The sequence below is a fragment of the Achromobacter aloeverae genome, from assembly GCF_004121055.1.
In the GTDB taxonomy this organism is placed as follows: Bacteria; Pseudomonadota; Gammaproteobacteria; order Burkholderiales; family Burkholderiaceae_B; genus Bordetella_C; species Bordetella_C aloeverae.
The window spans coordinates 305,463-331,397 of the sequence record NZ_PYAL01000005.1 but is presented as its reverse complement, the minus strand read 5'-3'; the positions used below and the strand labels follow the sequence as shown (position 1 = coordinate 331,397).

Genomic DNA, 25,935 nt, shown 5'->3' with positions numbered 1-25,935 from the left:
GAAGAGGCGGCAAAGCGGGGCGGCACCGGGCCGCCGTTTCAATCCACCTGGACCACCGGCTCGCCGGCCGCCATTTCGCCCACCACGGCGGCGCCGTCAAAACCCTGCCCGGCCAGCGTCGCCATGACCGCATCCACCGCGTCCGGCGCGCAGGAGACCAGCAGGCCGCCGGACGTCTGCGGATCGGTGAGCAGCGCGCGGGCGACATCGTCGACCCCCGCGCCCAACCGTATCGATGCGCCATAAGACGCCCAGTTGCGTCCCGACGCCCCGGTCACATAGCCCTCGCGCGCCAGCTGTTGCACTTGCGGCAGCCAAGGCAGGCCGGCCACGCGCAAGCGCGCCGTCAGGCCCGCTCCGCGCGCCATCTCCAGCGCATGGCCGAGCAGGCCGAAACCGGTCACGTCCGTGATGGCATGCACGCCAGACAAGGCCGCCAGCGCCGGGCCGGGCGTATTCAGGCGGGTGGTGCTGGCGATCATGGCGCGGTAGCCGGCTTCGTCCAGGTGGTTCTTCTTCAGCGCCGCGGACAGCACGCCCACGCCCAGCGGCTTGCTCAGGACCAGCACGTCGCCGGCGCGGGCGTCGGCATTGCGCTTCACGCGCGACGGATGCACCAGGCCCATGGCGGCCAGGCCGTAGATGGGTTCAACCGAATCGATGGTGTGCCCGCCGGCGACGGGGATGCCGGCCTGGGCGCACACGTCCTGGCCGCCCTTCAGGATCTGGGCGATGGTTTCGCGCGGCAGCACATTGACCGGCATGCCGACGATGGCGAGCGCCATGATGGGCGTGCCGCCCATGGCATACACGTCCGACAGCGCATTGGTGGCGGCGATGCGGCCGAAGTCATATGGATCGTCGACGATGGGCATGAAGAAATCCGTCGTGGCGATCAGCGCCTGCTCGTCGTTCAGGCGATAGACGGCGGCGTCATCGGCGGTCTCGGTGCCCACCATCAGCTGGGGATGGGCCATGGCGGGGCCGAAGCGCGACAGCAGGTCGGACAGCACGCCGGGCGCGATCTTGCAGCCACAGCCGCCACCGTGGGACAGGGAAGTGAGCCGGGGCGCGGCGCCGGCCTGGGCGTCTTGTGTCATGTGCATTCTCCAGTGCCGGCAAGCATAGCACCGGGGCCGCATCCACACGGCGAAGCTTGCCGCGGCCGCCCTTATGGTTCAACATCCTTCCGCACCGACAACCCTCCCCGCCACCGATCGCATGTTCGCCGAAGCCGAAGCCGACCCCAGTCTTAGCCGCGACGCATTCAAGAAGCAGGAGACCAGGCTGCGCACCGCGCTGGTCAAGGCGCAGTATGCCCGCCTGGAGGCCGCCGAGCGGGCCTTGGTCATCGTGGTCGCCGGCATCGACGGCGCGGGCAAGGGCGCGACCGTCAACCTGCTGAACGAGTGGATGGACCCGCGCCACATCGTCACCCAGGGCTTCGGCCTGCCGGACGAAAGGGAGCGGCAGTATCCACCCCTCTGGCGCTACTGGAACGCCCTGCCGGCGAAAGGCCGCACGGCGATCGTCTTCGGGTCCTGGTACGCGCCGCTGTTGTTCGAGGGCGCGCGCAAGCATCCCGATACCGACCGCCTGGATGCGCTGGCCTCGTCCATACGCCATTTCGAGGAACAGCTGTCGGCCAATGGCGTACAGCTCCTCAAGCTCTGGTTCCACTTGTCGCCCAAGGCCCAGAAGGCGCGCAGCAAGCGCCTGCTCGCCTCTCCCGAAACGGCCTGGCAGGTGCTGCCGGAAGACCTGCTGGTGCAGCGGCATTTCGACCGCTTGCGCGAGTCCGGCCACCACGCCATCAGCCGCACCGACAGTCCCCACGCGCCCTGGGTGGTGATACCCAGCGCCGACGACAACATGCGGGCGGTAGCCGCCGCGCAGGCGGTGCTGCATGCGCTGCAGCGCGGCGCGATCCGCGTCCCCGCCCCGGGCTCGACGCCAGCCATCGCCGGCCGCCGCAAGGTGCTGGACAAGCTGGACTATCGCGCCAACGTCGACAAGGACGACTACGAAAACCGCCTGGGCGACCTGCAAGGCCGCCTCGCGCGCGCCATGCGCGACCCGGCTTTCCGCCAGCGGTCCCTGGTCCTGGCGTTCGAAGGACAGGATGCCGCCGGCAAGGGCGGCGCCATCCGCCGCGTGACCCAGCCGCTGGACGCGCGCCACTATGAAATCACGCCCGTGGCCGCGCCGTCCCCGCACGAACTCTCGCGCCCCTACCTCTGGCGCTTCTGGCGCCGCCTGCCCCGCCTGGGCCGCGTCGCCATCTTCGACCGGTCCTGGTACGGCCGCGTGCTGGTGGAACGCGTCGAGGAACTGACGCCCGCGCCGGCGTGGAAACGCGCCTATGGCGAGATCAACGATTTCGAGGCGCAGCTGGTGGGGCATGGCGCCATCGTCCTCAAGTTCTGGCTGGCGATCAGCGAGGCCGAGCAGCTGAAGCGGTTCCGCGAACGCGAAAAGTCGCCGTACAAGACCTTCAAGATCACGCCGGACGACTGGCGCAACCGACGCAAATGGCCCGCTTACCTGGCCGCCGCCAATGACATGATCGCGCGCACCGACACCATGGGCGCGCCCTGGCACGTCATCGCCACCGACGACAAAAGGCTGGCGCGCCTGCAAGTCCTGGAACACATCGTCGAGACCGTGGAAAAGGCGCTCGGACGCGGATGATCTTGGTATAAAGCGTCTTATCCCCAGCCAGCCCGACGATAAATCCCCATGACCACCCTGCACCCCGACTGCCCTCTCTGCCAGCAAGCCGGGGGTTCCCTGCTCTGGCGTGGCGACCATCTGCGCGTGGTGGAGGTCGAGGATGCGGACTATCCGGGCTACACACGCGTCATCTGGAATTCCCATATTCCCGAGATGACCAGCCTGTCACGCCATGGCCGCGAGCTGGTGATGCAGACGGTGTGGACCGTGGAGGAGGTGCAACGCGAGATCTTCCATCCGGACAAGGTCAACCTGGCCTCGCTCGGCAACATGGTCCCGCACCTGCACTGGCACGTCATCCCGCGTTGGCGCGGCGACCGCCACTTTCCCGACGCCGTCTGGGCGGCGCCGCGCGTGGCGCCGGGCGCGGAAACCGCGGAATGGCACGACCGCATGACGCGCACGCAAGGGCTGATGCAGCGTTATCGCAACCGCCTGCTCGAAGCCTTGACCGCCATGTCGCGCCATTGAAGCTCCGGCCGCGCGCGTCCCATCCCCAGGATGCGGCGCGAACGGCCACCGGCGCCCCCGCGCCGCAGCCACAGGAATCCCCATGCCGAAGTCCACGTCTTGCTCCCGCTCCGCCCGACTGCCGCTGTTGCTGGGCGTCCTGCTGCTCGCACCGGCGGCCTGGGCCGCGCGCCCTATCAACAACACGCCTTGCCCGCCGGTGATGCAGATCTCGCAGACGCCCCTGGCCACCCCGCCGGGCTGGTCGCTGATGGCCGATCCGCGCCGCGATGCCAACCACCACCTGCAAGCGGTCACTTTCTTCTCCGGCGACCCGCAAGACATGGCGGCCTTGTCGCCGGACATCGAAAAGCGCACGCCCAAGGGCTATTCCTCCACCTGGCGCTTCCAGCAGCACGGCGGCCAGCAGCAGGACTACTGGATAGGGTGCAGCTACACCGACACCAACCTGATCGCCGTCCGCAAGCTGGCGGACAACATCAGCCAATGCGATATGACCCAGTACCTGAGCGACCGCAAGCGCCCGGGCGGATCGGTGGACATCGTCTGCTACTAGACGCCCGGCTTTGGCACAATGGCGGCCATGCCGAACGACAACCGCCTGACGACCTCCCTCGCCCCGCACCTTGCCCGCCTGCCCGACGCCTGGGCCGCCGCCCTGCGCGAACCCACCGTGGCGCAGGCCCTGGACAGCCTGGATGCGCTGATCATCCGCCGCCTGGCCGAAGGCGCCACCCTCTATCCCGCCCAGCCCTTCCGCGCCCTGCACGACCTGGCGCCGGCCGATGTCCGCGTGGTGATCCTGGGCCAGGACCCCTACCATGGGCCGGGCCAGGCCCAGGGCCTGGCTTTCTCGGTGCCGGATGACGAACGCCGGCCGCCCAGCCTGCGCAACATCCTGAAGGAGATCGCGGCCGAATATCCGGGCGTGGCGGTGGCCGCCAACGATCTCACGCCCTGGACGCGCCAGGGCGTGCTGCTGCTGAACACCTCGCTGACGGTGGAAGACGGCCAGCCGGCCTCGCATGCCAAGCGGGGCTGGGAACACGTCACCGACGCCCTGATCCGCCTGGTGGCCCGTGAACCGCACCCCAAGGTCTTCCTGCTGTGGGGCGCCCATGCCCAGGCCAAACAGGCTTTGTTGCCGGCGGACAACAGGCATCTGGTCCTGACGGCCAACCATCCTTCCCCGCTATCGGCGCTGCGTCCCCCCCAGCCCTTCCTCGGCTGCGGCCATTTCAAGCGCGCCAATGACTGGCTTGAATCTCAAGGGCAAAAAATTGTCGATTGGGGTTTGCCCGATAAAAAGCTGGCATTACAGAACGAATTCAGGTTATGATTTGCGCGCTGCACCACAAAGTTTCGGCACTTTCCCGCGCCTTCGTCCGGTTTCCGCATCTGGCACTCGCCTTTGCGCACCGCGTCTTCGGGTCCGGTAGTCATGCAGTCGCCGCCGGGTAAAACAGATCCCCGGCCCAAGCCGAACTTCATCGCTTCCTGACCTCCTTTCCTTTCGCCCTGCGTTCATTTTCCAGGAACGCGCCCCGCGCATGGTTGATCCGGTCGGCTTCGATGCTCACTCAACCGCGCCAGGACCCGGCCTCCCATCCCTTTAGCCGTCCGCGCATTTTTGTTGCCGCTTATCAAGCGGCAAGGGCTAGTAATGTCTTTCGAATCCTTGGGACTCGCTCCCACCCTGTTGTCCGCTCTCGAAGCCGCGGGCTTCTCCGCCCCCACGCCCGTGCAGGCCGCCGCCATTCCGCAGGCGCTGGCTGGCCATGACCTGATGGTCTCCTCGCAAACCGGTAGCGGCAAGACCGCCGCCTTCATGCTGCCCGCCCTGAACCGTGTCGCCAAGCAGCCCGCCAACAAGGGCTCGGGCGTCCAGGTGCTGGTGCTGACGCCCACCCGCGAACTGGCCATGCAGGTCAACGACGCCACGCGCATCTACGGCCGCAATATCGCCGACCTGCGCACCACCATCGTCGTCGGCGGCATGCCGTATGGCGCCCAATTGAAGGCGCTGTCGCGCCGCGTCGACGTGCTGGTCGCCACGCCCGGCCGCCTGCTGGATCACCTGCAAGCCGGCCGCGTCAAACTGAATACCGTGCACACCCTGGTCCTCGACGAAGCCGACCGCATGCTGGACATGGGCTTCATCGAGGACATCGAGACCATCCTGGCGCGCCTGCCGGCCGAACGCCAGACCCTGCTGTTCTCGGCCACGCTGGATGGCAGCGTCGCACGCCTGGCGGCCAAGATGATGCGCGAACCGCAGCGCATCGAGATCGCCGGCGCGAAGGAAAAGCACGGCAACATCACGCAAAGCCTGCTGTACGCCGACGACCTGCAACACAAGATGCAGTTGCTGGATCACGTGCTGCGTGACGCCACGCTGGACCAGGCGATCGTCTTCACCGCCACCAAGCGCGGCGCCGACGACCTGGCCGGCCACCTGAGCGACCAGGGCTTCGCCGCGGCCGCCCTGCACGGCGACATGAACCAGCGCCAGCGCACCCGCACGCTGGGCCTGCTGCAACGCGGCCAGCTGCGCGTGCTGGTGGCCACCGACGTGGCGGCGCGCGGCATCGACGTGCAAGGCATCAGCCACGCCGTCAACTACGACCTGCCCATGCAGGCCGAGGACTACGTGCACCGCATCGGCCGCACCGGCCGCGCGGGCCGTGACGGGCTGGCCTTCACCCTCGCCACCCACGCGGAACGCCACAAGGTGCGCCGTATCGAACATTTCATCGGCCAGACCATCGCGCCGCAGATCATCGCCGGCCTGGAGCCGAAGCGCGCGCCGCGTCCGCATGAAGGCGACCGTGGCGGCAAGCGCGGCTTCGCCGGCAAGCGTCCGCAGGGCCGTGGCCGTCCTTTCGAAGGCGGCGATCGTCCGCGTTCGTTCGGTGGCGGCGACCGTCCCCAGGGCGGCTGGCGCGGTGGCGACCGGCCGGGCTACGAGCAGCGCTCGCCCCGTCCGGACGCGGATGGCCGTACCGGTGGTTTCCGTGCCGAGCGCGCCGAGCGCGGCGGCTTCCGTACGGATGACGCATTCCGCTCGGAAGGTTTCCGCCGTGAAGGCGGCGCCCGCCCCGAGGGTGGCTTCCGCCGTGAAGGCGGCGCCCGCCCCGAGGGTGGCTTCCGTCGTGAAGGCGGTGCCCGTCCCGAGGGTGGCTTCCGCCGTGAAGGCGGCGCCCGCCCCGAGGGTGGCTTCCGCCGTGAAGGCGGCGCCCGTCCCGAGGGGGGCTTCCGTCGCGAAGGCGGTGCTCGTCCCGAGGGTGGCTTCCGCCGTGAAGGCGGTGCCCGTCCTGAAGCGGATGGCCGCCCCGGTGGCTTCCGTTCTGAAGGCGGCTTCCGTCGCGAAGGTGGCCCTCGTCATGAAGGCGGCCCTCGCTCCGAAGGCAGCTTCCGCGCCGAACGCCGCGAAGGCGCCGGCGGCCATGGTTCGGGCGACGGCTATGCCCGCCCGGCCCGTCCGGCTTTCGAAAAGCGCGCTGGCGGACCCGCCAAGCGCTTCGACAAGCCTGGCTACGCCGGCCGCCGCGACTAAGCGCGTACGTCCCTTTTTTACCTTGACCCGCCTCAAGGCAAAAGCGCCTCTCCCGTAGAGCGGCAAGCGGCGTAAGCCGCGCGGCATGGGGACTTTTTCTGGATACCAGCCGGACAGTAGCCGATAGATACTATCCGGACGGTAACTTGGCGGTCGAAGCGGAATTCTCCATTTGCTGAAAAAATGGAGGTTCCGCTTTTTTGCTTTTTCATCCCCCGCCGCAGCATGACATCCCATCCCGCTTTCGACTTCGATCCCGATACCCGCGCCCACGGCGAACGTGTCGCCCGGCACCTGCGCCAGGTGATCGCCGGCGCAGGCGGCTGGCTTCCCTTCGAAGCCTGGATGGCCGAAGCGCTCTATGCCCCCGGCCTGGGCTACTACGCCGCCGGCAGCGTCAAGCTGGCGGAATCCGCCCATGACCAGGCGCCGACGGGGGACTTCGTCACCGCGCCCGAGCTGACGCCCCTGTTCGGCCAGACGCTGGCCAACCAGGCGGCGCAGATCCTGCGCGCCAGCGACAGCCTGGACGTACTGGAATTCGGCGCGGGCAGCGGCGCGCTGGCCGCCAGCGTGATTGCCGCGCTGGACGCCCAGGGCTTGCGGGTGCGTTATTCCATCGTCGAGGTTTCGGCCGACCTGCGCGCGCGGCAGCAGTCGCGGCTCGCCGCGCTGGGCGATCGGGTCACCTGGCTGGACCGCCTGCCCGAGTCCTTCGTGGGATGCGTACTGGCCAACGAGGTGCTGGACGCGATGCCGGTCGACGTCTTCCGTTGGGATGAGCAGGAAAATCCCTTCCAGCGCGGCGTCGCCGTCGATGCCCAAGGCGCCTTCGTCTGGAAGGACCGCGCCGCGCCGGACGACATGGCGCGGCGCATGGCCGAACGGATGCCGCCGTTGGCCGGCTACGTCTCCGAAATCAATCACCAGGGCGAGGCCTGGGTGCGCGGCCTGGGGCAGTGGTTGCAACGCGGCGCCGCGCTGCTGTTCGATTACGGTTTTCCCCGCCGCGAGTACTACCACCCGCAGCGCGCCGGCGGCACGCTGATGTGCCATCTGCGCCACCACTCGCACGCCGATCCCTTCCTGGCGCCGGGCTTGCAGGACATTACCGCCCACGTCGATTTCACCGCCATGGCCGATGCCGCGCTGGAAGGCGGGCTGGACGTCCTGGGCTACACCTCCCAGGCGCGCTTCCTCATGAATGCGGGCCTCATGGAACAGCTTGCCGGCCTCGACCCCAGCGACGCCGGCGCCTATGCCCGCGTCGTCGCGCCGGTGCAGAAACTGCTGTCGGAAGCGGAGATGGGCGAACTGTTCAAGGTGCTGGCCGTCGGCCGCGGGATGGATACACCGCTGCTGGGCTTCAATCGCGGAGACAGGCGCGATACGCTGTAGCTGCCAGGCGCGCCTTCCCTGGCTCGCCAATACCGCAAGCGCTCAACCGGATCGCCGCAAGGCCTCCAGGCGTGCCGCCCGCAAGGCGGGCTTGATCCGCGCGGGATCGCCGCCCTCGGCACGGGCGATGGCGCCGGCGTCGATGGCACGCACCGCCGCCACGCGCGCCGCCCAGAGATCGATGTCGACCGGACGCACGATGGCCGCGGCCTTTAGCAGGTCGAGATAGCGGTCCGGCTTGCGCAGGGCGTCGCAGCGCTCCATCAGGTCCAGGGCGACGGCATCGTCTTGCGCTTTATCCAAGGCGGTCAACATCCCGGGCAGCAGGCGCGCCTCGTCCGTGCACGCCGCCGGCACGCGCAAGCGCGCGCCCAGGGCCCCGGCGTCGGCCGTGTGACGGCATAGCAAGGCCCAGCGTCCCGGCAGGGGCAGGTTCGCCGCGGCAGCCCTGTCCAGCTCGGCGCCCGTGTCCTCATCCACCACCAGGCCGGGCAGCACGCGCGGCAGCGCCCCGCTTTCGCGCAACACGTCCAGCACGCGCGAGGGCGTGGCGGTCATCAGGCCACGCGAGATTTCCTTCCAGACCCGCTCCGGCACCAGCGCGTCGGCCTCGCCGGCCTGCACCATGCGCCGGCACAGCGCCAGCGTTTCCGGCGCGATGGTGAAATCCGAAAACCGTGCCGCGAACCGCGCCAGGCGCAGGATGCGCACGGGATCCTCGGCGAAGGCCTCCCCGACGTGGCGCAACACGCGCGCGCGCACGTCCGCGGCGCCCCCCAGCGGGTCGATCAACTGGCCGTCGGCGGTACGGGCGATCGCATTGACGGTGAGATCGCGCCGCTGCAGGTCGGCCTCCAGGGTAACGTCGCTGCCGGTATAGAACGTGAAGCCCTTGTAGCCCAGCCCCGATTTGCGTTCCGTGCGTGCCAGCGCGTATTCCTCGCGCGTGACCGGATGCAGGAACACGGGGAAATCGCCGCCGACAGGCAGGAAGCCGCGCTTGGCCATCTGCTCGGGCGTGGCGCCGACGACGACCCAGTCGCGGTCGCCCGCGGGCAAGCCCAGCAGGTCGTCGCGCACGGCGCCGCCGACGACGTAGGCGGCGAGGCCGGCCAGCGCGGGGTCGTGGGCGGCGTCGTGGGCCGGATCGTGGGCCGGATCGTGATCCGGGTCATGCCTCGGATCATGGGCCGGCTGGCCATGCGAACCCGTATCGGTTCCGGCCTTGCTCACGGCAGCGGCGTCGGCTCGGCGGCCTGCGGCGAAATCTGGCCCAGGCGCTGCTTGAGCGATTGCGGCTGGCCGGTGAATATCGCCGCGTAGTAGGTGGCGTTGGCCATCACGTTCTTCACATACGTGCGCGTCTCGGTAAAGGGAATGGTCTCCGCGAAGATGGCGCCCTCGACCGGATGGTTCAACGTCGACCGCCACTGGATGGGCCGCCGCGGTCCCGCGTTGTAGCCGGCGCTGGCCAGCACTTGCGACCCGCCCAGGTCCTGCAGCACCATGTTCAGGTAATTGGTGCCCAGGATGGTATTGGTGTCGAAGTCGTTGACGCTGGCCGGCGTGAAGTTATCCATGCCGATCTTGCGCGCCACCCACTTGGCGGTGGCCGGCATCAGCTGCATCAGGCCGGACGCGCCCACGGACGACCGCGCGTCCATGATGAAACGCGATTCCTGGCGAATCAACCCGTAGACCCAGGCCGGATCGAGCGATATCTCGTTGGCCTTGGCGGCCACGCGGCCTTCGAAGGGCGCGATATAACGCTGGCTGAAATCGAACTGCGTCGCCGTGCGGTCCGAGGTATTGACCACACGGTCGTAGATATTCTCGACGCGCGCCAGCTCGGCGGCCGCCAGCAACTGGCGGTCGTCCATATCGCGTATCGCGAAATTCCATTCGGGCACCGCCTCGGGCCGCCAGCCCAGGCGGAACATCGCGATGGCGCGCTGCAATCCGGGATTGGCCCGGGCCTGCGCCAGCTCCTGCGCCGTGACCGGCGCCGGGCGCGGCGGCACGGTGATGGGACGGCCCAGCTCCTCGGCCGCCAATTGGCCGTAGAAATTGAACTGGTCGGCAATCCCGGCATACATGCGCAGTGCCTCTTCCTTCCGGCCGGTGGCGGCCAGGCCGCGCGCATACCAGTAGATCCAGCTGGGGTCGGCGCGGTCGGAAACCGGCATCGCATCGATGCTGGCCATCACCCAGCGCCAGTCGATCTTGGGCTGGCGCAGCGCGGCGCGCACCTTCCAGGCCTGGTTATAGGAGGTCATGCGGATATGGCCCGCCTCCACGTACCAGTCGTTGGCCCGGCTATCCAGGTTGAGCACGGCTACCAGCGCATACTGGCCGCGCAGCCAGGCAACGTTCTCACGCGGCAGGCTCTTGGCCCATTCGCGGCGGAAGTAGGCGTCGGCCACGTCCAGGTCCTTGCGCGGCAGGCGCGCCAGGGCAATGGTGACCAGCTCGGTCTCGGCGCGCGAGCGCGGCGGCTTGGGCTGCTTGACCAGCCATTTCATCGGGTCCCGCATCAAGGCGTCGTAGGCCTTCATCTGGGCGGGATCGAACATGTAGCTGGCGAACTTGCCGGCGTCCGATGTCTTGTTGTTCTCGATGGCGTCGCGCAGCTGCGGTTCGAGCTGCTCCCAGCCCAGCACCTTGTCGGCCACCAGTTGATCGTAGAGCGTCCAGCACCAGGGGCCGGGCGCGAAGGTTTCCATGGCCTGCCGGGCGTCGACCTTGCGCCCGGTCATGTGGCGGGCGTTCAGGATGGCGCATTCCGTCTGCGGGCCGGTGTTCTTGACCGGCCCCAGCTTGTTGACCGTATCGAAATCGCCGGAGCGCGCGGCAACCAGCAACCAGTCCTGCCGCAGCTTGTCGCCCAGGTAGGAGTCGGCATTGCGCCGCAGGAAATTCTGCAGGTCCGGGGTGGGCCGCTGGTTGGCGGGCAGGTTCCAGAGCTGGTAACGCAGCAGCCAGTACTCCGGATACATGCCAAGGATGTCGGCTCGCGCCTGCGGCACGGTCACGGCCAGCACCGACCATTGCTTGCGCTGCATGGCATCGCGCGCGGCGATCACGGCCTGCTGCGCCATGGACGGCGAGGACGCGGCCGGGGCAAGCGGCAGGGGCGCCTCCTGCGGGGCGATCATGCCCGACGGCGCGGACGGCGCCGGCTGCATCGCTCCCGGGACGGGCTGGAGACCGCTTTGGGGACCGCTTTGCAGACCGCTCGACGGCGGCGCTGCCGGCGCGACGGTCGCCACCGCGGCGTCGGTCCGCGCGGCGTTGCGCTGCTGCGCGTCGACCGGCGCGCAGGCGGCCGCCAGCAATGGCAGCAGCGGCAACAGCCGGCGCCATGCCCGTGCCTGCTCGGCGCGGGGGGATTTCTGATAACGTCCGGATTCCAGGCCTAGTCTCCTTAGCGCCACGCCGCAACACCCTGTATGGAAAAATATGTCCACGAAATTTACGCAAGAGGATAACGCAGTACCGCTGCGCACGCGATTAAGACAACTCCGCGCCGCGCTGCCGGACGACCAGCGGCGGCGTGGCGCCCTGCTCATGCGTGGGCGTCTTTACACCTGGCTGGGGCTGGCGCGCGACGCCGCGCTGAAGGCCGGCCGGCCGGCTCCCGCCGTCGTGGCGGCCTACTGGCCCCTGCAGGACGAGCCCGACCTGCGGCCGCTGCTGGAACAGTGGGTGGAAGCCGGGATCACGGTGGCCTTGCCGGCGGTCCGCGAACGCGACCAGCCGCTCGAATTCCGCCCCTGGACGCCGGACGCCCCCATGGCCGAAGGGCCCTACGGCATCCAGGAGCCCCTGGCCGGAACGGTGGTGGTCCCCGACCTGGTGCTGGTGCCCACGCTGGGCTACACGCCGCTGGCCGACCGGGTCGGCTACGGCGGCGGCTATTACGACCGCACCCTGGCCGCCCTGAAGGCCGCCGGCCATCCGCACACCACCATAGGCGTCGCCTGGAGCTGCGGCCGCCTGGATCCCATCGAGCACGTGCCCGCACCCCACGACGTCCGCCTCGACGCGGTGCTCACCCCGGACGGCTGGGTGCCCAAGGCTCCCTAATACGCCCGTTTGCCGGCGCGCCATGACTCATCCTGGCGCCGCCCCTGCCCCGCCATGCCCCGAAACGCACCATTTCGGGGCATTCTCTTTTGCCATTGCGGGCATCCGCCGGCGCCCTCCCGCCTTCTACGGCGTCCGGCCGGCGCGGCTGTCCCCCTCCCCCGCTCCATAAACACAACGAGAAACCTGTCGCGGGCTGTTGTCCACCCAGCTTCCGAAAAGTTGGCATAGGTGTTGCTTGTGATGCTCTGCCAGCCCAAGAAGCTGGCTGTCGCGCGGACCACGGCTCGCGCATCAAGGAGGAGCCACATGATGGATACACCGTCCGGCCGTATCGCCGCCTATGACGAAATGGTCGACCGCGACGGCGCGACACGGCCGCACTATCGCGACTTCCAGCAATGGCTCTCGTCGCAGACCGACGACGTCATGGCCGCCCGGCGCGTGGAGGCGGACCTCAGCTTCCGCCGCGTCGGCATTACCTTCTCGGTGGCCGGGGACGATGCCGGCACCGAACGCCTGATCCCCTTCGACCTGGTGCCGCGCATCATTCCCGCGCAGGAATGGCGCCAGCTCGACGCCGGCCTGAAGCAGCGCGTGCGGGCGCTGAACATGTTCATCCACGACATCTATCACGGCCACGACATCGTCCGGGCCGGCATCGTGCCGGCCGAACAGGTGTTCATGAATGCCCAGTACCGTCCGGAAATGCAGGATGTTGATGTCGCCGAGGACATCTACTGCAACGTCGCGGGCATCGACGTGGTGCGCGCCGGCGAGGGCGAATTCTATGTCCTGGAAGACAACTTGCGCGTGCCCTCCGGCGTGTCCTACATGCTGGAGAACCGCAAGATGTCGATGCGGCTGCTGCCGGACGCGTTCAGCCGCATCAAGGTCAAGCCGGTAGCCCACTATCCCGACCTGCTGCTGGACAACCTGCGGGAAGTCGCGCCCGGCAATATCGACGATCCGACCGTGGTGGTGCTGACGCCGGGCCAGTACAACTCGGCCTACTTCGAACACGCCTTCCTGGCGCAGCAGATGGGCGTGGAACTGGTCGAGGGACGCGACCTCTTCGTCGAGCAGAACACCGTCTATATGCGCACCACGCGCGGCCCGCGCCGCGTCGACGTCATCTATCGCCGCCTGGACGACGACTTCCTGGATCCCCTGTCCTTCCGCGCCGATTCGGCGCTGGGCGTGCCGGGCCTGCTGTCGGTCTACCGTGCCGGCCGCATCACGCTGGCCAACGCGATCGGCACCGGCATCGCCGACGACAAGTCGACCTACCTGTACGTGCCGGACATGATCCGCTTCTACCTCGGCGAGGAACCCATACTGCAAAACGTGCCGACGTGGCGCTGCGCGCGGCCGGACGAGCTATCGCACGTACTGGCCCATATGCACGAGCTGGTCGTCAAGGAAGTGCACGGCGCGGGCGGCTACGGCATGCTGGTGGGGCCGTCCTCGACCCGCGCGCAGGTGGAGGCCTTCAAGGAACGCGTGCGCGCCAATCCGGCGGCGTATATCGCCCAGCCGACGCTGGCGCTGTCCACCGTGCCGACCTACGTCGAAACAGGCGTGGCGCCGCGCCATGTCGACCTGCGCCCCTATGTGCTGTGCGGCAAGAACCTGCGCACGGTGCCCGGCGGCCTGTGCCGCGTGGCGCTGACCGAAGGGTCGCTGGTGGTCAACAGCAGCCAGGGCGGCGGCACCAAGGACACCTGGGTGCTGGAGGAGTGAACCATCATGCTTAGCCGTACCGCCGACAACCTGTTCTGGATGTGCCGCTACGTCGAGCGCGCCGAGAACACCGCGCGCATGCTGGACGTCAATCTGCAAATGTCCCTGCTGCCGCAGGACGAGGCCACCCGCGAGCGCTCCTGGCGCGCGCTCATGCGCATCTCGGAATTGCAGAACCAGTTCGATGCGCGCTATCCCGAGGGCTCGCCACGGGATGTGCTGCGCTTCATGGTGCGCGACGAGGACAACCCCTCGTCCATCTATGCCTGCCTGCGACTGGCGCGCGAGAATGCCCGCGCCGTGCGCGGCAGCCTGACCACCGAAGTCTGGGAAACCTACAACACGACCTGGCTGGAACTGCTCAAGCACCTGCGCATGGACTTGCCGGAGCGCAATCCCGGCGAGTTCTTCGAGTGGGTCAAGTTCCGCTCGCACGTGGCGCGCGGCGTCATGATAGGCACGATGCTGGAAGACGAGGCCCTGCACTTCCTGCGCCTGGGCATGTACCTGGAACGCGCCGACAACATGGCGCGCATGCTGGACGTCAAGTTCCACGAATACGAGCGCGGCGACGAAACGCGGCAAGAGGTGGAAAGCGCCGGCGCCACGCACACCGAGTTCTACCGCTGGGCGGCCATCCTGACCTCGGTATCCGGCCTGGAGATCTATCGCAAGGTCTATCGCGACGTCATCGCGCCCGACCGCGTGGCGGAGCTGCTGATCCTGCACGGCGACATGCCCCGCTCGCTGCTGGCCTCGATGCGCGCGGTGGCCGGCACCCTGGCCCTGGTGGCCAACGACCGCTCCGCGGAGACCGGGCGGCGTGCCGGCAAGCTCTGCGCCGAACTGCAATACGCGCGCGTCGAGGACATCCTCGCGGACGGATTGCATCGCTACCTGGAGCAATTCCTCGAACGCACGAACGACCTGGGCAACCGCATCAGCCAGGACTTCCTGCTGTCGATACCGGCATAGAACCAAGGAAGCAGGCCATGAAACACTTCATCAAGCACGTGACGCGCTATCACTACACCGCCCCGGTGACGTACAGCATCCAGACCCTGCACCTGACCCCGCGTCCGGAAGAGCACCAGCGATCACTGCGCTGGCACATCGACGCGCCGGGCACGCTGCAGGAACAGGTCGATGCCTACGGCAACGTCACCCACACCCTGACGCTAAGCCGTCCGCACGACGAGATCGAACTGCGCGTCAGCGGGCAGGTGGAGATCGATCCCGTGCCCTATGGCGTCATCAATGGCGACGAAAGCCGGCTGCCGGTCCATGCCTACTGCGTGCCCACCGTCCTGACCCAGGCCGACGACGCCATCCGCGCTTTCTGCCGCCAGGTGCTGCCGCAAGGCCTGAGCCGGCCGGAAGACAGCCTGGCCCTGGCGGAGGCCATCAGCGACCGGGTCGCCTACGAGCCCGGCACCACCGACGTCACCACGGCCGCCGGGCAGGTGCTGGCCCTGGGTCACGGCGTCTGCCAGGATCATGCCCATCTGTTCCTCGCCTGCGTCCGCGGGCTGGGCGTGCCCGCCCGTTATGTCAGCGGCTACCTGTATACGGAAGCCGACCATGCGGCCAGCCACGCCTGGGCCGACGTCTGGCTGCCCGACCTGGGCTGGAGCAGCGTGGACATCACCAACCGCCAGTTCGCCTCGGACCGCCATTGCCGGCTGGCGGTGGCGCGCGACTACGACTCGGCGGCGCCGGTGCGCGGGGTCCGCAACGGCGGCGGCCAGGAGTCGATGACCGTGTCGGTGCAAGTGCAGGCGGCGCAGCAGTAATACAATGGTGGACTCGTCTTTTCCCCTGTAACGCCAATGACTTACTGCGTAGCGGCCCGCCTGCGCGACGGCCTGGTCTTCCTTGCAGACTCGCGCACCAATGCCGGCGTGGACCAGATCAGCGTCTTTCGCAAGCTCAGCGTTTTCGAGCGCCCCGGCGAACGCGTCATGGTCCTGATGACCTCCGGCAACCTGGCCGTCAGCCAGGCCGTCGTCAACCTGCTCTCGACGCCCGACAGCAAGGACCCTTCATCGATCTGGCGCGCGCCCAACCTGTTCGAGGCGGCCCGCCTGGTCGGCGACGCGGTGCGCCAGGTGCACAAGCGCGATGCCGAGGCCTTGCATGAGCAGGGGGTGGAGTTCAACGTCAACCTGATTTTCGGCGGGCAGATCAAGGGCGAGCGTTGCCGCCTGTTCCAGGTCTACGCGGCGGGCAACTTCATCGAGGCCCACGACGAATGCCCCTATTTCCAGATCGGCGAAGCCAAGTACGGCAAGCCCATCATGGACCGGGTGCTGCAACCGGACACGTCGCTGGACGAGGCGGCCAAGTGCGCGCTGATTTCCATGGACTCCACGCTGCGCTCGAATATCTCGGTGGGCCTGCCGCTGGACCTGCTGGTGTACGACAACGACGCGCTGCGCGTCACGCGCTTCGCCAACATCGACGAGAACAACGAATACTTCCGCATGATTCGCAGTAGCTGGGGCGAACGCCTGCGCCAGGTCTTCGCGGAAATCGAGGACCCGATCTGGACCGACCCCTGCGACCCCGACAGCCTGGTCCCCGCCGGCCGCGTGCACCAGCCGCTGCGCATCCAGCCGGGCAGCGCCGAGCCCACCGAACTGGCGCCCCTGCAATCGCTGGCGGAAAACCCGGATACGCATCAGCGCGGATAAACAGGCGCGCCGTTCTTGCGGGTCTTCCGACGCCACGACCAGCCTAGCGTCATGCCCGCGGCCGCCAGCAGGATCAAGGCGGCCCCGGCTGCCTGCACCACGTGCAGACGATGCCCGAATGCCGCGCCATCCACCAGGATGGCCACGATGGGGTAGATGAAGGACAAGGCGCCGGTCAAGTGCGTGGGTAGTCGCTGGATGGCCCCGTACAGCAGGATGTACATCAAGCCCGTGTGCACGACCCCTAGCGTGACCAGGGTGCTCCAGGCGGTAGCGCCACCCGGCCATCCTCCATGCAAGGCCAGCGGCGACAGGGCGATGATGCCGACCGCGACGTGGACCAGCGCGATCAGGTGCGGCGGTACGCCCTTGAGTCGCTTCGCGAACAACGCCGCCAGCGCGTAGAAAAACGCCGCGCCAAGCGCCAGCGCGATACCCAGCAGGTAATTCCCCTGCGTCGCCCCGGTATCGGGCCGGGTCTGCACGATAAGCACCATGCCGAAGAAGGCCAGCGACAACCATCCCAGCTTGGCCAGGGTCAGCCGCTCCCCCAGGAACAGCGCGCCCAGGCCGACCAGCATGAACGGCTGGGTGTTATAGACCGTCGTGGCAATGGAAATGGAGGATTCCGAGTAGGCCGAGAACAGGAACAGCCAGTTCGCCACGATGGCGATGCCGCCCGCGATCGCCATCGCGAACTGCCGCAAGTTCATCCGTCCTGGCAGCAGATACCCCTTGGCCGCGCAGACGGGCAGCAGCACCAGCGCGCCAAACACACAGCGCCAGAACACAACCTGGGTAACCGGGCGCCCGGACACGACCACCAGCCAGCCGATGGTGCCCGAGATCACCATCGCCGCGACCATCTCCACTATCCCGCGCGCCTTCTCGTCGTTCACTTTTTCGCCCCTCCACGGCCTTCAGGACCAGAGGCATCAATGTAGAAGGTCCGAGGCAAATCCCGCAGCGGAAAATTTAAGGAATAAACTACCTATGCCTTCGTTTATTAGGCGAATCGCCAAATTTTCCTATGAGCCTCGATGACACCGACCGCCGCATCCTGGCACTGCTCCAGCAGGATGGCCGTATGGCCATCAAGACACTGGCCGAACACATCGGCCTGTCGTCGCCGGCGGCCGCCGAGCGCCTGCGCCGGCTGGAAGACCGTGGCGTCATCCACGGCTTCAGCGTATCGGCGGAGCCGCGGGCTTTGGGATACCCCATGCAGGCGATCGTCCGCATCCGGCCCTTGCCCGGCAAGCTCCATGCGGTGCAGAAACTGATCGAGGCGATCCCGGAGTTCGGCGAGTGCGACAAGGTGACGGGCGAAGACTGCTTCATCGGCCGCCTATACCTGCGCTCCATCGAGCATCTGGACCACATTCTGGAAAGAATCACCGACCTCGCCGAGACCAACTCGGCAATCGTCAAGTCCCAGCCGGTCAAGCGTAGGCTGCCGCCCTTGTGAACGCCGGCGGGCCTACCAGGTTATCGGCTTATCGGCTTATCGGCTTATCGGCTTATCGGCTTACCGGCTTACCCGATTACCGGCTTACAGATCCAGGTTCTTCCAGATCGCCATCGGCGCGTCGGCGTTGTTCAACGTGTAGAAGTGCAGCCCCGGCGCGCCCTGGTCCAGCAGGCGGCGGCAGAGGTCGGAGACGACATCGACGCCGAAGGAGCGGATGGAGGCCTTGTCATCACCGAATTCGGCCAGGCGCATGCGGATCCAGCGCGGGATCTCGGCGCCGCACATTTGCGAAAAACGCACCAGCTGGCTGTGATTGGTGATGGGCATGATGCCCGGCACGATAGGCACGGTCACGCCCTTGGCGCGCGCCCGGTCGACGAAATCGAAATAGGCGTCCGGGTTGAAGAAATACTGCGTAATGGCGCTATCCGCGCCGGCCTGGACCTTGTCGACGAAATGATCGAGGTCGACCGACGGGCTTTCCGCCTGCGGATGGGTTTCGGGATAGGCGGCCACTTCGATATGGAACCAGTCACCGGTCTCTTCCCGGATGAACGCCACCAGATCGCGCGCATAGCGCAGCTCGCCGGCGTCGCCGCCCATGCCGGACGGCAGGTCGCCCCGCAAGGCGACCACCTGCTTGACGCCTTCCTCGCGATAGGCGCGCAGGATGCCGCGCAGGTCTTCCCGCGTGGCGCCCACGCACGACAGGTGCGGCGCGGCCGCCACGCCCAGGTTGCGCATGATGCGCACCGTGCCGGCGGTGCCCTCGCGGGTGGAGCCGCCGGCGCCGAAGGTGACGCTGACATAACGCGGATGCATGGCCAGCATCTGCTTGGCGGCGCGAACCAGCCGCTCCTGGGCCGCGATATCGCGCGGCGGAAAGAATTCTAGGCTGAGCGCCGGCGTCTTCGTATCGGTCATGAGCTTACGAGCATGGACAGCAGGCCCGAAATGATCGAGTACAGCACCGCACCGATCACGGCCCACCAGAAGCCGTTGACCTGGAAGCCTTTGAGGATGGACCCGGCGAACCAGAACAACAGCGCGTTGAGGATGATGAGGAAAAGACCCAACGTGACGATGGTGATGGGTAGCGTCAGCAACACCAGCACCGGCTTGACCAGCATATTGAGCAGGCCCAGCACCAGGGCGGCGATCAGGGCCGATCCGAAACTGGCCACCGAGATGCCGGGCAGCAAATAAGCCACGATCAGCAAGGCGACGGCGTTCAGTATCCAGACGAGTATCAAGGTCATATCGGGTCTCCCGCTAAATTGGACGAGCAGCATGGGCGGATGCATCGGAGGGACGCATCCCAGGACAGGATACGCCGGAATGAGGCACCGGCATCCGCCAGGGAATTCCACGCCCGGTGGGCGTGGAACCTGACCCTATTTTGCGCCAAAATCAGTAGCGGTAGTGATTGCTCTTGTAAGGACCGTCAACCGACACGCTGATGTAGTCGGCCTGCTCCTTGGTCAAGGTGGTCAGGTTCGCGCCCAGCTTCTTCAAGTGCAGGCGCGCGACCTTCTCGTCCAGCTGCTTGGGCAGCACGTAGACCTGGCCCTTGGTGTAGGCGTCGTTGCGCGTGAACAACTCGATCTGCGCGATGGTCTGGTTGGTGAAGGACGAGGACATCACGAAGGACGGATGGCCCGTCGCGCAGCCCAGGTTCACCAGGCGTCCCTTGGCCAGCAGGATGATGCGCTTGCCGTCGGGGAAGATGACGTGGTCGACCTGGGGCTTGATCTCTTCCCACTGCAGGCCTTCCAGGCCGGCGACGTCGATTTCGTTGTCGAAGTGGCCGATGTTGCAGACGATGGCCTGGTCCTTCATGCGGTCCATGTGGGCGCGCGTGATGACGTTGTAGTTGCCGGTGGCGGTGACGAAGATGTCGGCCTTGTCGGCGGCCTCTTCCATGGTCACGACCTTGTAGCCTTCCATCGCGGCCTGCAGGGCGCAGATGGGGTCGACTTCCGTGACCCAGACCTGCGCGCGCAGGGCCATCAGCGCCTGGGCGCAGCCCTTGCCCACGTCGCCGTAGCCTGCCACCACGGCGATCTTGCCGGCGACCATCACGTCCGTGGCGCGCTTGATGCCGTCGACCAGCGATTCGCGGCAGCCGTACAGGTTGTCGAACTTGGACTTGGTGACCGAGTCGTTGACGTTGATGGCGGCGAAGGCCAGTTCGCCCTTCTGCGACATCTGGTACAGGCGATGCACGCCGGTGGTGGTTTCCTCGGTCACGCCGCGGATCTGCGCCAGGCGGGTCGAGTACCACTTGGGATCACGCGCCAGCGTGGCCTTGATGGCCGCGAACAGCACGCGCTCTTCCTCGCTGCCGGGCTTGGCCAGCACCGAGATGTCCTGCTCGGCCTTGGCGCCCAGGTGCAGCAGCAGCGTGGCGTCGCCGCCGTCGTCCAGGATCATGTTGGCGTGTTCGCCGTTGGGCCACTCGAAGATCTTGTGGGTGTAGTCCCAGTATTCGGCCAGGGTTTCGCCCTTGATGGCGAACACCGGCGTGCCGCCGGCGGCGATGGCGGCGGCGGCGTGGTCCTGCGTCGAGAAGATGTTGCACGAGGCCCAGCGCACATCGGCGCCCAGGGCCGTCAGGGTCTCGATGAGCACCGCGGTCTGGATGGTCATGTGCAGGCTGCCGGCGATGCGCGCGCCCTTCAACGGCTGCGCCGCGGCGTACTCTTCGCGGGTGGCCATCAGGCCGGGCATTTCGGTTTCTGCGATGGCGATTTCGCGGCGGCCCCAGCCGGCCAGGCCGATATCGGCGACGATGTAGTCGGCCACGGACTTATCGGATACGGTGTTCATTGTGATTGCTCCACATGAGAAAACGGACGGCGCTGCCGCGCGGCCTGCGGGACGAGCGCGCGGACGCCGCCTGTCGGGGGTCCGGCCGTACCGGTGGAGAACCAGACGGCGTGCTCGCCTTCACCGCCGCGATGCAGTAAAGGTGAGCGCCGTTTCATGGCGCCGCGCGAACGCGGCATACCCTGGAATGCTTGAGCCTGGCGAACCCGCCGGCAGCAATGTCATCCATCGACTTGCCCGGCCTGTCCGTCGCAACGCTCCTCAAGCGTGGGCGATATTGTAGCGGGTGGCAGGCGTCAACGGTACCAGGGCCGCCAAAAGATCCTTGGCCACGCTGTCCCAGGTGCGTGCCAGGGCGTGCTGGCGCACCACGTCGCGGTCCAGCGCCAGCGCCGCGCGGCAGGCCGCGGCCAGGTCATCGTTCAGGCAGCCGGTGACGCCGTCCTGAATCACCGCCAGCGGCGCCTCGCTGCGGAATGCCGCCACCGGCGTGCCGCAGGCCTGGGCCTCCAGCATCACCAGGCCGAAGGTGTCCGTCAGGCTGGGGAAGACGAACACGTCGGCGGCCGAGTAGTAACGCGGCAGCTCGGCGTCCGATCGCATGCCCTCGAAACGCACGTTCGGAAATTTCTTGCGCAGGCGCGCCTCGTCCGGCCCCGCGCCCACCACCATCTTCGATCCGGGCAGGTCCAGGGACAGGAAAGCGTCCAGGTTCTTTTCCTTGGCGACGCGGCCGACGCTCAGGAATAGCGGGCGCGGCAGTTCGGAAAACCCGTCGCGGGCGCCCGGCGTGAACTTCCTGCCATCCACGCCGCGTGACCATACCTGCAGGTTCCGCAGCCCGCGGCCGGCCACGATGTCGCGCACCGTGGGCGTGGGGACCAGCACCCGCTGCGAGGGCTTGTGGAACCAGCGCAGGAAGCGCCACGGCAAGGATGCCGGGATGCCCATGCGCGCTTCCAGGTAGTCGGGGAACATCGTGTGGAAGGACGTGGTGAAACGCCAGCCCCTTTTCTGCGCCATGCGGCGCGCGGCCAGGCCCAGCGGGCCTTCCGTGGCGATGTGCAGCGCGTCGGGGACCACGTCGCCCAGCATGCGCTTGAGTTGCCGGCCCGGGAACAGGCACAGGCGCAGGTCGGGCTCGGACGGCGCCGGCACGGTGCGCGCGCCCTCGGGGCTGACCACGAGGACTTCGTGCCCCCACTCCCGCAACAAGCGGCACATGGTCGTCCAAGTGCGGACGACGCCATTGACCTGCGGATGCCAGGCATCCGTGACCAGCACTATGAGCATGGCGGGCACCAAGGGGGCACGAAAAGCGTCATTAAGCGCCGCTTACATGACATGAACGCGACAGCACCGCGCGCGCCACCGTTGACTTTCGTCAACGGCCCCTTCCGTCCCCGCTGCCATCCTAGCCGTACATGACCTCGATATCGGAGATACGAAGATGGCAACTCCCCTGGCAACCCTGGCGCGCGCCGCGCGCGCGGGCGCCGCGTTGTGCGGCCTGAGCGCGGCCCTGTTGGCCGCCGCGCCGGCCCACGCCTACGATGCCGGAGACTGGCTGCTGCGCGTGGGCGCCACCCAGGTCCGGCCCAAGTCCGACACCGGCAAGGCCCTGGACGGGGCGGTCGGGCTGCACGCGAACAACAGCGTGCGTCCCAGCTTCACGGTCACGTACATGGCCACCCGGAACATCGGCATCGAATTGCTGGGCGCGGTGCCCTTCCAGCATGATGTGCGCGGCAGCGGCGCCGTCGGCGGCAACATCGTCGACACCAAGCAGCTGCCGCCCACGCTCAGCCTGCAATGGCATTTCCTGCCGGACAGCCGGATCCAGCCGTATGTGGGCGTAGGCCTGAACTACACCCACTTCTTCGACACCAAGGGCCGCGGCGCCCTTTCGAGCAACGACGTCAAGCTGACGGACTCCTGGGGCGTGGCGGGCCAGATCGGCGTGGACTACCAGTTGAGCGACCGCTGGCTGTTGAACGCCGACGTGCGCTACATCGATATCGATTCCAGGGTGAGGCTCAACGGCGACACCATCGGGCGGGCGCATATCGACCCGTGGGTGTTCACGGTGGCGGTGGGCTATCGATTCTGAAGCGCCGGACGCGGGCGGCGGGTATGACAAGGGCCCCCGCAAGGGCGGCTCACCCCTTGCGGCGCGGATAGCCTTCGGCGCGGATGCGGGTCCAGATCACCTGCTTTTCCTCGGGGCTCAGGAAGACCCATTCCGCGACTTCCATGGCCGTGCGGCCGCAGCCGCGGCAGACATCGTCATAGAGCGTGGAGCAGACCGCCACGCACGGCGAATCGGTCGTGGTGAAGACGCCCCGGCCTTCGCGGGCGGGGGGCGTGGCGGCATCGCCCGCGCGCTTGGCGTCGGGACTGTCGTCGGCGCCGGGCGCGGCGCCTTCGGGGACGGCGGAAGAGGAATCGATGTACGGGCAAACCATGGGGTGGAGCATAGCACCGGGCCGCCATCCCTTACCCGTGCCGGGCAGCGGGATATTGCGTGATGTAAGCGCCCACTGCGGCGTTATCGCCTGACGGGCGTACCGTCGGACCGGGCGCCGGGCAAGCTGTCCGGCACGGTCCCCCGCCTACCCGCCTGCCTACTGCGCCGGCCGCAGCTTGCGGACTTCCTCGTCCGACGGCAGGAAATCGGCGCCATTCTTGTACTGGTAGTCCACCATCACGCCCTTGCCGTCCTTGACCGCCAGCTTGCCGACATAGGCGCCCATGGTCGACTGATGGTCGATGGCGCGGTACTGGATGCGGCCGAAGGGAATATCGACCTGCAGGCCTTCGAAGGCCGCGATCAGCTTGTCGGGTTGCGCGCTGCCGCCGGACTTGGCCAACCCGGCCGCCAGCGACTTGATGGCGCTGTAGCCGACCACCGCGCCCAGGCGCGGATAGTCCTTGTAGCGATCGCGATAGGCCTTGAGGAAGGCCGCATGCTCGGGGGTCTGGATGGTCGACCACGGATAACCGGTCACGATCCAGCCCGCCGGCGTCTCGTCCTTGAGCGGGTCGAGATATTCCGGCTCGCCCGTGAGCATGCTGACCACAGGCGTGGCCGGGAACAGGCCGCGCGTGGTGCCCTCGCGGACCAGCTTGGTCAGGTCGCCGGCGAACAGGACGTTGAAGATCGCGTCGGGCTTGGCATCGGCCAGCGCCTGCGTCACGCTGCCGGCATCCACCTTGCCCAGCGGGACCGCCTGGTCGCCGACGAACTCCACGTCGGGCTGCGCTTTCTTGAGCAGGTCCTTGAAGGTGGATACCGCCGACAGGCCGTATTCGTAATTGGGATAGACGAAGGCCCAGCGCTTCTTGTTCAGCTTGGCGGCTTCCGGCACCAGCATCGCGGCCTGCATGTACGTCGAGACGCGCAGGCGGAAGGTATAGCGGTTGCCGTTCTGCCAGACGATCTTGTCGGTCAGCGGCTCGCTGGCGAGGAAGAAGATTTTCTTCTGGCGAGCGAAATCCGCCAGGGCCAGGCCGATATTGGACAGGTAGCCGCCCAGCAGCACATCGACCCGTTCGCGCGAAATCAGCTCCTCGGCGGCGCGCACGGCGTCGCCCGGGTTGGCGTTATCGTCGCGCGTGAACAATTCCAGCTTCTTGCCGGCCACGCCGCCGGCCGCGTTGACCTCGTCCACCGCCAGCTGCATGCCGTTGCGATAGGGTTCGAGGAAAGCCGGCTGCGCCTTGTAGCTGTTGACCTCGCCTATCCGCACCGTGACCTGGGCCTGCGCGGCGCCGGCGGCCAGGGCCCAGGCCGCCGAGGCCAGGCCCAGCCATCGGCCGGCGCGTGCAAGGGAAGGGAGCGAGGCGGTTTTAGCGAGGGGGTAACGCTTGTCCATGATGCCTTTTCCGGTTGCTGTTCGCGTGACTATACCGGAGGGGATCGCCGTCAGGCAGCCTGAACAGGCAGGTTGCCGCCGCCTGGCGTCCGGGCGAAGCGCCGCCGGGCCCGTGCACCCTCAGACGAAAAACGCCAGCGCTTGCGCGGTCACCGCGTCCGGAACTTCCTCGGCCAGGTAGTGGGCGGCATCCAGGGCCTCGCCATCGACCTCGTCGGCGACCGCTCGCCACAGGGCCAGGACATCGAAATTGCGGCCCACCGCGCCGCGCGCGCCCCACAGGACGCGGACGGGGCACGCCAGCTTGCGGCCCGCGGCGCGGTCGGCGCGGTCATGCTCCAGGTCCACGGTGGCGGAGGCACGGTAGTCCTCGCAGATCCCCACGGGCAGGCCCGGCAGCGCGGCGCAACGCTCGTATTCGGCCAGGGCGCGCGGATCGAAGATGGCCAGGCCGCCGGGGCGGCCGCCCATCACGGCGCGTACGTAGAACACCGGGTCGTGGCCGATCATGGTTTCCGGCATGGGCGCCGGCTGTATCAGCCAGAACCAGTGATAGTAGGCCTGGGCGAAGGCGCGAGTGGTGCCCTGGTACATGTCCAGCGTGGGGGCGATATCCAGCAGCATCATGCGGCCGACCCGTCCGGGATGGTCCAGCGCCAGCCGGTGCGCCACGCGCGCGCCGCGGTCGTGCGCCAGCACGTCGAAGCGCTCGTGCCCCAGCGCGCGCATCAGGTTCACCATGTCCTGCGCCATCACGCGCTTGGAATGCGCGGCGTGATCCGGCGCGGCAGCGGGCTTGTCGCTGTCGCCATAGCCGCGCAGGTCGGCGGCCACGCAGGTATGGCGCCGGGTCAGCGCCGGCCAGACGCGGTGCCAGATGACGTGATTCTGCGGATGCCCGTGCAGCAGCAGCAAGGGCGGCCCCTCGCCCGCGACCCGCGCGGCGATATGCATGCCGTCGCCGACGTCTATGCGTTGCAGGGGCAGGTCGAACAGCGCGGTCATGATGTCTCCTGGGATGAGGGTTCCGACGGGCCGCACTTGAACGCTCGCGGCCGGGAATCGCATGGTCTTCAACCA

Annotated in this window: 24 protein-coding genes and 1 riboswitch; of the genes, 13 read left to right on the top strand and 11 right to left on the bottom strand. The window is 67.7% G+C overall.

The window, feature by feature from the left end:
* Positions 1–38: 38 nt before the first annotated feature.
* Positions 39–1,100, bottom strand: coding sequence for a selenide, water dikinase SelD (gene selD, locus C7R54_RS18255; protein WP_129151841.1), 1,062 nt, complete (start codon positions 1,098–1,100; stop codon positions 39–41).
* Between the two features lie 121 nt (positions 1,101–1,221).
* Here selD and pap point away from each other — a divergent pair, with 121 nt between their 5' ends.
* From pap to C7R54_RS18225, 6 genes are all read left to right on the top strand, one after another.
* On the top strand, positions 1,222–2,691 hold the full coding sequence (gene pap / locus C7R54_RS18250; protein ID WP_129151840.1) for a polyphosphate:AMP phosphotransferase: 1,470 nt from the start codon (positions 1,222–1,224) through the stop codon (positions 2,689–2,691).
* Between the two features lie 48 nt (positions 2,692–2,739).
* Entirely contained in the window at positions 2,740–3,204 is a 465-nt protein-coding gene (locus C7R54_RS18245) for an HIT family protein (protein ID WP_129151839.1), read from the top strand.
* Positions 3,205–3,286: 82 nt separating this feature from the next.
* Complete coding sequence (locus C7R54_RS18240; protein WP_129151838.1) at positions 3,287–3,760, top strand: STY0301 family protein; 474 nt, start codon at positions 3,287–3,289, stop codon at positions 3,758–3,760.
* A 27-nt stretch (positions 3,761–3,787) separates the two neighbouring features.
* The gene (locus C7R54_RS18235) at positions 3,788–4,543 is read left to right on the top strand and encodes a uracil-DNA glycosylase (protein WP_129151837.1); all 756 of its coding nucleotides are present in this window, start codon (positions 3,788–3,790) and stop codon (positions 4,541–4,543) included.
* 324 nt (positions 4,544–4,867) lie between these two features.
* Positions 4,868–6,760, top strand: a complete 1,893-nt coding sequence (locus C7R54_RS18230; protein ID WP_129151836.1) for a DEAD/DEAH box helicase — start codon at positions 4,868–4,870, stop codon at positions 6,758–6,760.
* Between the two features lie 225 nt (positions 6,761–6,985).
* Positions 6,986–8,158: a class I SAM-dependent methyltransferase gene (locus C7R54_RS18225; protein WP_129151835.1), complete on the top strand. Its 1,173-nt coding sequence runs from the start codon at positions 6,986–6,988 to the stop codon at positions 8,156–8,158.
* A gap of 42 nt (positions 8,159–8,200) precedes the next feature.
* Here the strand turns inward: C7R54_RS18225 and C7R54_RS18220 are convergent, their stop codons facing one another.
* Both C7R54_RS18220 and C7R54_RS18215 read right to left on the bottom strand, forming a co-directional pair.
* On the bottom strand, positions 8,201–9,274 hold the full coding sequence (locus tag C7R54_RS18220) for a tRNA nucleotidyltransferase/poly(A) polymerase-related protein (protein ID WP_192903697.1): 1,074 nt from the start codon (positions 9,272–9,274) through the stop codon (positions 8,201–8,203).
* 113 nt (positions 9,275–9,387) lie between these two features.
* Positions 9,388–11,571 carry a lytic transglycosylase domain-containing protein gene (locus tag C7R54_RS18215; RefSeq protein ID WP_377814081.1) on the bottom strand — a complete coding sequence of 728 codons (2,184 nt, stop codon included), beginning with the start codon at positions 11,569–11,571 and terminating at the stop codon, positions 9,388–9,390.
* Between the two features lie 46 nt (positions 11,572–11,617).
* Between C7R54_RS18215 and C7R54_RS18210 the strand changes: the two genes are divergently transcribed.
* From C7R54_RS18210 to C7R54_RS18190, 5 genes are all read left to right on the top strand, one after another.
* The gene (locus C7R54_RS18210; RefSeq protein ID WP_129151833.1) at positions 11,618–12,244 is read left to right on the top strand and encodes a 5-formyltetrahydrofolate cyclo-ligase; all 627 of its coding nucleotides are present in this window, start codon (positions 11,618–11,620) and stop codon (positions 12,242–12,244) included.
* A 312-nt stretch (positions 12,245–12,556) separates the two neighbouring features.
* Complete coding sequence (locus C7R54_RS18205) at positions 12,557–13,987, top strand: circularly permuted type 2 ATP-grasp protein (protein WP_129152045.1); 1,431 nt, start codon at positions 12,557–12,559, stop codon at positions 13,985–13,987.
* A 6-nt stretch (positions 13,988–13,993) separates the two neighbouring features.
* Positions 13,994–14,962, top strand: a complete 969-nt coding sequence (locus tag C7R54_RS18200) for an alpha-E domain-containing protein (RefSeq protein ID WP_129151832.1) — start codon at positions 13,994–13,996, stop codon at positions 14,960–14,962.
* 17 nt (positions 14,963–14,979) lie between these two features.
* Positions 14,980–15,780 (top strand): transglutaminase family protein, encoded by an 801-nt coding sequence (locus C7R54_RS18195; protein WP_129151831.1) that lies wholly within the window; start codon positions 14,980–14,982, stop codon positions 15,778–15,780.
* Positions 15,781–15,816: 36 nt separating this feature from the next.
* Positions 15,817–16,680 (top strand): proteasome-type protease, encoded by an 864-nt coding sequence (locus C7R54_RS18190; RefSeq protein WP_129151830.1) that lies wholly within the window; start codon positions 15,817–15,819, stop codon positions 16,678–16,680.
* Here C7R54_RS18190 and C7R54_RS18185 read toward each other — a convergent pair.
* Positions 16,668–17,546, bottom strand: coding sequence for a DMT family transporter (locus tag C7R54_RS18185; protein ID WP_129152044.1), 879 nt, complete (start codon positions 17,544–17,546; stop codon positions 16,668–16,670). The genes C7R54_RS18190 and C7R54_RS18185 overlap by 13 nt on opposite strands.
* Before the next feature lie 164 nt (positions 17,547–17,710).
* Here C7R54_RS18185 and C7R54_RS18180 point away from each other — a divergent pair, with 164 nt between their 5' ends.
* Entirely contained in the window at positions 17,711–18,148 is a 438-nt protein-coding gene (locus C7R54_RS18180) for an Lrp/AsnC family transcriptional regulator (protein WP_129151829.1), read from the top strand.
* Between the two features lie 84 nt (positions 18,149–18,232).
* On the opposite strand, the gene metF is transcribed toward C7R54_RS18180, so the two are convergent.
* The 4 genes from metF to C7R54_RS18160 form a co-directional block, all read right to left on the bottom strand.
* Positions 18,233–19,075, bottom strand: a complete 843-nt coding sequence (metF, locus tag C7R54_RS18175) for a methylenetetrahydrofolate reductase [NAD(P)H] (RefSeq protein WP_129151828.1) — start codon at positions 19,073–19,075, stop codon at positions 18,233–18,235.
* Positions 19,072–19,410: a phage holin family protein gene (locus C7R54_RS18170; protein ID WP_129151827.1), complete on the bottom strand. Its 339-nt coding sequence runs from the start codon at positions 19,408–19,410 to the stop codon at positions 19,072–19,074. The genes metF and C7R54_RS18170 overlap by 4 nt, the downstream gene beginning before the upstream one ends.
* Positions 19,411–19,561: 151 nt before the next feature.
* Entirely contained in the window at positions 19,562–20,980 is a 1,419-nt protein-coding gene (gene ahcY / locus C7R54_RS18165) for an adenosylhomocysteinase (protein ID WP_129151826.1), read from the bottom strand.
* 137 nt (positions 20,981–21,117) lie between these two features.
* Positions 21,118–21,249, bottom strand: a riboswitch (S-adenosyl-L-homocysteine riboswitch).
* Complete coding sequence (locus C7R54_RS18160; protein ID WP_129151825.1) at positions 21,242–22,273, bottom strand: glycosyltransferase family 4 protein; 1,032 nt, start codon at positions 22,271–22,273, stop codon at positions 21,242–21,244. Its footprint overlaps the riboswitch before it by 8 nt.
* Positions 22,274–22,442: 169 nt before the next feature.
* Between C7R54_RS18160 and C7R54_RS18155 the strand changes: the two genes are divergently transcribed.
* Positions 22,443–23,090 (top strand): OmpW/AlkL family protein, encoded by a 648-nt coding sequence (locus C7R54_RS18155; RefSeq protein WP_129152043.1) that lies wholly within the window; start codon positions 22,443–22,445, stop codon positions 23,088–23,090.
* Positions 23,091–23,139: 49 nt separating this feature from the next.
* On the opposite strand, the gene C7R54_RS18150 is transcribed toward C7R54_RS18155, so the two are convergent.
* The 3 genes from C7R54_RS18150 to C7R54_RS18140 all read right to left on the bottom strand — a co-directional run bounded on the left by C7R54_RS18150 (position 23,140) and on the right by C7R54_RS18140 (position 25,860).
* Entirely contained in the window at positions 23,140–23,430 is a 291-nt protein-coding gene (locus C7R54_RS18150; protein WP_377814084.1) for a DUF1289 domain-containing protein, read from the bottom strand.
* Positions 23,431–23,604: 174 nt separating this feature from the next.
* The gene (locus C7R54_RS18145) at positions 23,605–24,855 is read right to left on the bottom strand and encodes an ABC transporter substrate-binding protein (RefSeq protein ID WP_129151824.1); all 1,251 of its coding nucleotides are present in this window, start codon (positions 24,853–24,855) and stop codon (positions 23,605–23,607) included.
* Between the two features lie 120 nt (positions 24,856–24,975).
* Complete coding sequence (locus tag C7R54_RS18140) at positions 24,976–25,860, bottom strand: alpha/beta fold hydrolase (protein WP_129151823.1); 885 nt, start codon at positions 25,858–25,860, stop codon at positions 24,976–24,978.
* Positions 25,861–25,935 lie beyond the last annotated feature (75 nt).